This window comes from Streptomyces phaeochromogenes (assembly GCF_001418655.1).
Classification (GTDB): domain Bacteria; phylum Actinomycetota; class Actinomycetes; order Streptomycetales; family Streptomycetaceae; genus Streptomyces; species Streptomyces phaeochromogenes.
Genome location: NZ_LIQZ01000361.1, coordinates 1 through 9,133, shown reverse-complemented (window position 1 = coordinate 9,133; position 9,133 = coordinate 1). Strand labels below are relative to the sequence as shown.

The window sequence follows — 9,133 nt, the reverse complement described above, 5'->3', positions numbered from 1 at the left end:
GTACTGTCCGATCTGCGGCGGGGTGAGCGGCCACAACGCGCCGACGAGGCGTCCGCCGTAGAGCTCGGGCATGGCCGCGCCCGGTGACACGACCAGGCCGGCGGCCACCGACCCGAGCACCGCGAAGTACATCCGGATGTGGTGCCGGACGAGCGTCAGGCCGCCGTCCCACCAGCGGCTGAGCAGCCACAGCGTGCCGACGAAGAGAGCCAGCCGGCCGCAGCGGAACAGTGCGCCGAACCCGGACTCCAGGTTCGCGCTGGAGATCACGCTCAGCACCAGCAGCAGGGTGAGCAGGAACACGAAGGCGCTCGCTCGCAGGCGCAGCCGGAGATTGACCGCCAGCGCCAGCGCGAACGCGGCGACCAGGGCACCCATGGTGGCCATCTGGATGAGGGAGCGGGGCAGCGGAATGATGGTCTTCGCCCCGGTGGAACCGAGCGTGTTGAGGATCAGCAGCCCCCAGACGATTCCGACGATCCTCGGTGTGCCGCCAGGGCGCGGTTCGGCGCCGGGCCGCGTGCCCGCCGTGTCCGGTCCGCCCGGCAGCCCACCGCGCCGCAGGTCCCCGCCCATCTCAACCACCGGCCCGTGGGCCGAGGGTGCTGCCCGTGTCCTGCTGGTAGGGCCTGCCCTGCCACTCGTCGAAGCTCAGTACGCCGCCCGGGTCGTGGGCGACGAATTTCCATGATCCGAGGTAGACGTTGTCGTGCCAGCGGTTGTGCTGTTTGCGGGTGATCGCGTCAGCCACCCGCTCGCCCTTGTACGGCGACCATTCCGGATAGGTGCCGTAGTTGGACAGCACCGCCATTCGGTCGCACATCGCCGTGCACTCGACGACGGACTTGTCCAGCACGAAGCGGTTGTCGTGGATGTCCACCCGCTGGGTCTTCCACCGGCAGTCGGAGTAGAGCGGTGCCTTGGCGATCGCCGGCTGCTCGCAGCGGTCGGAGTTCCGCACCAGCAACGTGCAGTCACCGGACGAGGTGTTGGCCGGGCTGTTGCAGAACCGGTCGGCGTTCTCCCACAGGGTGATTCCGGACCAGTTGTTCTCCAGCAGGTTCCCGTAGACCTCGATCTTGTCGGTACGGGCTCGGACTCGTGGTTCGCCGCCGGACTCGGACAGGTAGACGGTCGCGTACGGGAAGTCGTCTCCGCCCTCGGCCCCCTTGCGGCCCTCGACCCAGTTGTTCCGCCGGATCGTGTTGTTCCGGACCACCGCGTTGTAGCTGGTCTCGTAGATCAGCGCGGCACCGTCGTTGGCCTCGATCACGTTGTTCTCGATGCGGAAGTCGTTGTTGTTCGTGTCCGCCCACAACCCTGTTCCGCGGTTGTCGTGCACCCAGTTGCCTCGTACGTCGGCGCCGTTGACGGCCCAGAACTTGATGCCTCCGGTGCAGCCGCAGCCCTCCCGCCGCCGCTCCCAGTCGCCGGTGTTGTTGCCCACGATCTCGTTGCCCTCGACCACCAGGCCGCGAATGGAGTCGCCGGCCTTGTACGCGTTCATGCCGTACTGGCCGTTGTCGCGCAGGCAGCTGGCGCGGACCTGCTGGCGGGCACCGGCCATCAGCCCGGCGGCGGAGTTGTTCTGGATCGTCGCGTTCTCGATCACCCAACCGTCGGCCGAGTCATGGTTGACCACGCCCTCGTCGTGCGGCGCGACGAAACGCTGCACGGTCAGGTAGCGGATGGTGACGTCACCGGCACTGCCGCCGAACGCGTACTGGTTCTTCTTCCGGCCGTCGAGCACCGCGCCCGGCGCGCCGAGGTAGCGGTTCCCCTTCTTGGGGATGACCTGGGCGTAGCGGTCCGGATCGAGCCTGTGCTTGCCCGGCCGAAGCCAGAACGTGGTCTTCGGGGGGCTGCTCTTGGTCTTCGCGGCCAGGTCACCGACCACCGAGGGGTCCACCGTCACCGCGCCCGCCGGCGCCTTCGTCGGCCCGGCTGTCGGCTTGGCGCACACCCGGGCCACCGATCGGGCCGCGGACGGGGCGGACGTGGATTCCGCGGGCTTCGGCTCCGCCTTGGTGCCCTGCGAACCGTCGCAGCCGGTCACCGTCAGCAGAGCCAGTGCCAGCGCTGCCGCCGCCCAGTGCCGCCTCTTGACGCTCACTCGTCCCCCGGGCCGCGGAACCTGAGCACGGTGGTGAACTCCCCCGACGGCGCAGTGCCGTCGGTGAAGCCGGTGCCGACCAGCGTCGTGGCGGGTTCCTTGCGCCCGAAGCCGGGGGAGTACCAGCCCAGCGGCGGGTCGGTCTCGCCGCGGTGCGACCGCCAGCTCAGCTGCCCGGGCAGGTCGAGCACCGCGGAGCGGTCCTCGCCGTCCCGGGTCCAGGTGAGCACGGCCCGGTTGTCCGCCAGGTCCGCGGCGATCGCGGGGCCGAGGTGGAACGCCAGCCGCACGGCCCGGCGCGGGCCGTGTTGGCCGCGGACCTCGTCGACGATCCTCAACTCCTGGCTCGCGGCCGTCAGTTCCACCCGGCGGCGGTGCACGGAGGGCTGGTAACCGTCATGCTCGGCACACCAGCGGGCCGTCCCCCCGTCGGAGGCGTCGGGCGCGTCCGCGACCAGGACGCGGCTGCGGGCCTGCCGGGTCCACAGGAACGGGCCGCCGGAGACGGACTGGTCACTGTCGTCCAGCCGCAGGGTGTTGTGGCCGAGGGTCGAGCGGAAGTACTGCCGCCACTCGGGCTGCCCGTGGTAGCAGAAGGTCCCCGGGTCGGCGAGCACATCGACCCCGTCGTGCCGGACCTCCACGGACAGCGCGTCCGCGTGGGCATGCGCGGCGATGGACAGGAAGCCGTGCGGACCACCGTCGCAACGGCACCAGATCTCCGCCGGACCGCGCAGGATGGTCATGCCCGCGTCCGCGAAGTGGCCCGGTCGGCTTGCCGGGCGGGCCACGGCCGGTGCGGTTCCCTTGTTTGCGTACGGCCTGATGAGCGCGGCCAGCAAAGGGGTGCGCACATCGGTGCCGGTCACCGTCGGCCACCAGGCGAGCTGGCCGAACACGGCGTCCCCGGTGGCCAGCAGCGAGGCCCAGCGGTCGGTGCCCGCGCCGTCAACGATCAGACCGTGCCCGTCGTCCGCGTCCCCCTGACGTGGCGGCCGTAGCCGGTTGTCCACGACGGCCGCGAGCGCGTCGGTCATCCGCAGCAGCACCAGCCGGATCGTGGCGGGGACCGGCACGTCGGCGGCGTCCGCCTCGGCCACCGCGGCCAGACCGAGTTCCAGCACAAGTCCGTGGTACTCGGTGGCCAGCTCGCGGTTGAGGCCGGAGGGAAAGGTGTTGCTTCGCAGGTGCCGCTCAAGGGATCGCAGCGCCTCGGCTCCCCAGCGCGCAGAGGAGGGGAACCACCCGAACGCGCAAGACGCCGCGAACTGCCCGGCGGCCTCGGCGATGACGTGGTTGTTCGCCGAGGACCCCCGGCTGGGGAAGGCGGCCAGCCAGCGCTGGTGGTGCCAGATCTGGTTCAGTGCCACCGGGTTGCCCTCGAAAAGACCGGCCGCGCCCGGCCAGCCGTCGAGCAGCCGGCGGATCCACACCCAGGACAGCAGCCGGATGCCCAGCTCGATGCCGCTGATCCAGTGCACGCCGCGCAGCGGTGGGTTGGCCGTCCACCACGACCGCAGGTGCTCGGCCACGCGCTCGGCGTACCGCTCGTCCCCGGTGATCGCGTATGCGGCGGCGAGCTGGGTGAGGTACTGATGCCGGGACGGCTCCCAGATCTGCTTGATGTCCCCGACCGCGTCCTCGTTCCGGTACGGCACGTCGAAGGCGTAGCCCCACGGGGCCCGGCGCCCGGTCTTCGGGTCGCACCACCAGTCCGGGTCGGTCAGGTCGTCGCGGACCACCCCGAAGAACTCGGCGTGCCCGTACATCAGCCGGTCCGCCTCGGCGATGAGACGTTTCGCGGCGTCCGGGGGTATCGCGGCGAACGTCCCGGCGGGCAGTACCGCGGTGAACCGGGCGCCGGTCACGCTCGGGCAGTCCGGCGGCTCCGACCGCCACCGTCGCCTGCGCACCGCGTCGCCCACCCGGCCGCCGACCTCCCGCGGTCCCATCCGGGACAACCGCCGCAGGTACCAGGCAGGACTCCCCGAGTTCACAGTCATCGCGCCCTCGCCAACGTCACCGGCGCGCCGCCGGCCAGGCCTGCCTGCACGGCGAGGGTGGCCGACGTGGTGGCGACCAGCGACTCCAGCGGCACCGGCATCGGCCCGCCGGTCCGCACGGCCTTGATGAACGCGGCCAGCTCGGCGTTCTGGCCCTTGTCCCGGGCCTTGGGCAGCCGCGAGCTGACCCACTGCTTGCGGCCGACCGTGCCGTCCGAATACACCGAGGCACGGACGAAGTCGTCGAGCCGCAGCACCTTGCCGTCCGCGATGAGGTCCAGCGTCTCCTTGGGGAAGCCGGCCGCGCCCGTGGTGACGTAACTGATGGTGGCGGTGGACCCGTCCGGGTAGCGCAGGACGACCTGGAGGTCCTCGTTGCCGGGCGCGGCCGTCGCGTACACCGAGACCGGGTCGGCGTCGAGCAGCCAGCTCGCCGTGTCGATGAAGTGTCCGCCCTCGCCGACGAACCGCGAGCCCTCGGCGCCCTGTTGGAGGTACCAACTGCCGTGCTGGAGCTTTCCCGCGTTGACGAGGTAGCGCAGGCTCGCCGGACCGGTCCGGGAGCCGAACCGCTTCCTGGCCTCCTGCAGCAGCGGCGCGAACCGGCGGTTGAAGCCCACCTGCAGCCGGTCGTTGCCGGACTCCTCCACCGCCGCGAGCACGCCGGCCAGCTCGTCCTCGGTGAGGGCCAGGGGCTTCTCCACGAACACCGTCTTGCCGGCAAGGAGCGCTCTGCGGGTCAGTTCGGCGTGCGAGCTGTGCCGGGTGACCACGAACACCGCGTCGATGGACTTGTCGCCGAGCACGGTGTCGAGATCGGTGGTCGCCTCGGCGAAGCCGAACTTCCGCTGCGCGTTGGCCGCGGACAGCGCCGTGGTGGTGACGACCGTCGACAACTCGACGCCTTCGCGCCCTGCCAGGTGGGGCAGCAGCATCGACGTCGCGTAGTTTCCCGCGCCGACGAACGCGAGCCGCACCGGCGTCTTGGCGGACCGCACCGGGGCGACGGTCGTGCCGGTGCGCCGCACCTCGGGCACGGACACCTCCGGGGCCGCCGACTCCCCTTGTTCCTCCGCCTGTTCGGGGTAGCGGAACAGCACGGCCACGGCTTTGAGGTCGCCGTCCTTCAGGCTCTGATAGGTCTCCACGGCGTCGTCGAAGTCGGCGACGTGGGAGACCAGGGGCTCCACGTCGACGCTGCCGCGGGCGAGGAGATCGAGGAAGCACGCCAGGTTGCGGCGCTCGGTCCAGCGCACATAGCCGATCGGGTAGTCGCGTCCCTCCAGTTCGTACGCCGGGTCGTAGCGCCCGGGGCCGTACGAGCGCGAGAAGCGGACGTCGAGTTCCTTCTCGTAGTACGCGTTCCACGGCAGGTCCAGGCGGCACTTGCCGATGTCGACGACCCGGCCGCGGTCCCGGCAGAGCCGGGCGGCCAGCTCGACGGGCTGGTTGCTGCCCCCGCCGGCGGCCAGGAACACCTGGTCCACGCCGTGACCGCCGGTGAGTTCGGCGACGGCGGCCTCCACGGCAGTGGACGCGGGATCGCCGCAGGCCGCGGCGCCCAGGCGCTCGGCGAGCTCGCAGCGCGTCGGGTCCGGGTCGGCTCCGACCACGCGGACTCCCGCGGCGGTGAGCAGCTGCACCACCAGTTGCCCGATCAGCCCGAGGCCGATGACCAGGGCCACCTCGCCGAGCTGCGGCTCGCCCTGGCGGACGCCCTGCATCGCGATCGACCCGACGGTGCCGAAGGCCGCGTGCCGCGGCGCGAGGCCGTCCGGCACCGGGGTGTAGAGGTTCTTGGGCACCCAGTTCAACTCGGCGTGCAGCGCGTGCTCGTTGCCGGCGCAGGCCACGAGGTCGCCGACCTTCACGTCGTCGATACCGGCGCCGACCTGCTCGACCACCCCGCACAGCGAGTAGCCCAGCGGCGTGTAGGAGTCCAGCTTGCCCATCACCTTGCGGTAGGTGGCGGGCACCCCGTTGGTGGCCACGCTCTGCATGACCTTGGCCACCTGGTCCGGCCGGGAGCGGGCCTTGCCCAGCATCGACATGCCGGCCTCGGACACCTTCATGAGCTCGGTCCCGGTGGATATGAGCGAGTAGGCCGTGCGGACAAGGACACCGCCCGGCTTGCACCCCGGCACCGGCACGTCGAGCACCGCCAGCTCGCCGCTCTTGTAGTTCTGTACGACCTGCTTCACCCGAAGTCCCCTTGTTTCTAAGCCGTCTTCGCCGTCTTCGTCGTCTCGCCGTCTTCTACGCCGCCGAGCGAGTGCTCCGGCCGGACCCGGAGGTCGCGTCGCGATACCAGTACTCGAGCGTCAGCACATGCCACAGATGCTTGGAGAAGTCCCGCTGCCCGGCGGCGTCCTCGGCGACCATGCGCGCCAGCGCGTCACGGCGCAGGAGCCCGGAGTTGACGAGCACACCGTCGTTGACCACCTCGCGCACCAGCGGTGCCAGATCCCGGCTCATCCAGGCGCGGAGCGGGGCGCTGAACAGGCCCTTGGGCCGGTACACGATCTCCCGGGGCAGGATCGAGGTGGCCGCCTCCTTGAGGACGGCCTTGCCCTGTCGTCCGACGATCTTGCGGTCGCCGGGCACGGCGAACGCCGCCTTGACCACCTCGACATCCACGTACGGCACCCGCACCTCGGTCGACGCGGCCATGCTGGAGCGGTCCGTGTAGGCGAGGTTCAGGCCCGGCAGGAACATCCGGGCGTCGCCCAGGCACATCCGGTTGACGAAGTCGTCGAGGTCGTTGTCCTCGTAGACGTCCGCATGCTCGGTCAGCACGTCCTCGACCGTCCCGGCCAGGTCCGGATCGACCAGCGCGAGCAGCTCGTTCTGGTCGTACATGGTGTAGCTGCGCCGGAACGCGGTCTCCTCCGGCAGATCGGCGAAGGACAGGAACCGCTTCGCGAAGCGCACCGACCGATAGCCCCGGCGGGCCGTTGCGACCGGCAGCCGGTCCACGGCCGCGTGGACGCCGCGCCGCAGGGGCCGCGGGACGCGCTGATAGCGCAGCGCGAGCAGGTTGGCCAGGTGTTTGCGGTACCCCGCGAACAGCTCGTCCGCGCCCATCCCCGAGAGCATCACCTTGACCCCGGCCTCCCGGGCGGCCATGCAGATCAGGTACGTGTTGATCGCGGCGGGGTCGCCGATCGGCTCGTCCAGGCTGTACGTCATCTGCGGCAGCAGGTCGAGCACGTTCGGCGCGATCTCGATCTCGTGCAGGTCGACGCCGAACTGTTCCGCCACCTGCCGGGCATAGCGCAGGTCGTCCGGCATCGCCTCGAACTTGGCGTCCTCGGCGCGGAACCCGATCGTGTAGGCGGAGATCCCGGGCCGGTCGCGGGCCGCCAGCGCGGTCAGGTAGCTGGAGTCGAGGCCGCCGGAGAGGAACGTCGCCACGGGTACGTCGGAGAGCAGGTGGCGGCGGGTCGAATCCTCGACGATGGCAGCCAGGTCCGGCCGCTCGCCGGCCTGCGCCCGCTCCCGGCCCTCCGCGGCGACGTCCTTGAGGTGCCAGTACCGGCCGCGCTCCACACGGCCGTCGGGCCGGAACCTCATCCAGCTCCCCGGCGGCAGCTTCTCCGCTTCGCGGAACGCGCACCGTGAGTCCGGCACCCAGTAGTACAGCAGTGAGGCCACCAGCGCTCCATGGTCCACCTCCAGCGACCCGCCGGTCGCGGCGGCGAGCGCCTTGAGCTCGGAGGCGAACATCAGGCCCTCGCCGCGCCGGAGCAGGAACAGCGGCTTGATGCCCAACTGGTCGCGGGCAAGAACCAGTTCACCGGTGCGCTCGTCGAAGATCCCGAACGCGAACATGCCGCGCAGCCGGGGCAGGCAGTCCGTGCCCCAGCGCCGCCAGGCCTCGAGCAGCACTTCGGTGTCGGAGGTACCACGGAAGCGCACCCCGGCGGCTGCCAGTTCGGCACGCAGCTCGGGCGCGTTGTACAGCTCGCCGTTGTACGTCAGGACGAGGCCGCCCGAGACCATCGGCTGGGCGCCGGTCCCGGACAGGTCGATGATGGCCAGCCGGCGGTGCCCGAGCTGTACTTCGCCGTCACCGACGGGGTGGCCGTACCGGCCCGCCCCGTCCGGCCCGCGATGGGCGAGGGTATCGGTGAGCCGGTCGGTCACGACCTTCCCGTCCGGCCATCGGTAAGTGCCTGCGATGCCACACATGTGCTACCGCGCCTCCTGGTCGTTGTCCGGGCCCTGGGCGGCCCGCACCGGCAGCCGCTCCGTCCGCCGCAGATCCGTCCCGTTCTGCCGGGCCGGCCGCTCGCTCCGGCCGCGCAGCGCGGTGTGCAGCCCGTCCCACAGCGTCCCGTCGGTCCGGTCACGCGGATCGGGGTCGATCAGCACCACACCGATCACCGGAATGCGCTGGTCCGCGAGCTGCCGCGCCACGGTGTGCAGCCATGCGGCGCTGCCGTGCCCGGCACGCACGACGAGCACGGTCCGGGTGCCGAGGTACTGGAGGTCGGTCCACGCGGTGCCGGGCGCGACCGAGCCGACGCCGATCGGGCGCTCCTGACGCGACACCGCCGCGGCACGCTCGCCGCTGACCACGGTGGGGGCTCCCGGCTTCGGGCGGCGGCCCGCGAGCTGCGGGCCGGGCAGACCGTCGATGACGACCACCGGCCCCTCCGCCGCCAGTGCCCCGGCGAGGTCCAGGGCGATCACGCTCGTGCTGCGCGCACAGCCCAGTTCCAGCAGCGACACCGGTTCCGCGGAGCCGCGTACGGTGCGGGCCAGATGCGCGGTGAGCCGTTCGCGTGTCGCCCGGGTCCGTCGGCGCTGCCACAGCCTGCCCGACCGGCGGGGCAGCTCGGCGATGACCGAGGCGCCCAGGTTCGCCGCGATGTCCCGACGCAGCACGGGGCGGTCCGCCACCACCGTGCGGACCGCGGCGAGGGCGAGCCCGACGACGAGCCCGAGGACGAGTCCGATCGCGGCATTGGTGACAGCGGTCCTGGGCAGGGAGTGCCGCACCGCGCGCGGTGCG

Annotated in this window: 4 protein-coding genes and 2 pseudogenes; all 6 read right to left on the bottom strand. The window is 71.5% G+C overall.

Annotated elements, in window-relative coordinates; all coding sequences use genetic code 11:
* Positions 1–576, bottom strand: a pseudogene (locus AOK17_RS37950) (O-antigen ligase domain-containing protein); the annotation flags it as partial.
* A gap of 1 nt (position 577) precedes the next feature.
* Positions 578–2,113, bottom strand: a complete 1,536-nt coding sequence (locus AOK17_RS37945; protein ID WP_055617161.1) for a right-handed parallel beta-helix repeat-containing protein — start codon at positions 2,111–2,113, stop codon at positions 578–580.
* Positions 2,110–4,116: a heparinase II/III family protein gene (locus tag AOK17_RS37940; RefSeq protein WP_055617160.1), complete on the bottom strand. Its 2,007-nt coding sequence runs from the start codon at positions 4,114–4,116 to the stop codon at positions 2,110–2,112. The genes AOK17_RS37945 and AOK17_RS37940 overlap by 4 nt, the downstream gene beginning before the upstream one ends.
* Positions 4,113–6,317, bottom strand: a complete 2,205-nt coding sequence (locus AOK17_RS37935; protein ID WP_055617159.1) for a bi-domain-containing oxidoreductase — start codon at positions 6,315–6,317, stop codon at positions 4,113–4,115. Before AOK17_RS37935 ends, AOK17_RS37940 begins: the two co-directional genes overlap by 4 nt.
* 55 nt (positions 6,318–6,372) lie before the next feature.
* Positions 6,373–8,307, bottom strand: coding sequence for an asparagine synthase (glutamine-hydrolyzing) (gene asnB / locus AOK17_RS37930; RefSeq protein ID WP_055617158.1), 1,935 nt, complete (start codon positions 8,305–8,307; stop codon positions 6,373–6,375).
* Positions 8,308–8,310: 3 nt separating this feature from the next.
* Positions 8,311–9,133: pseudogene (locus tag AOK17_RS37925) on the bottom strand (Wzz/FepE/Etk N-terminal domain-containing protein); the annotation flags it as partial.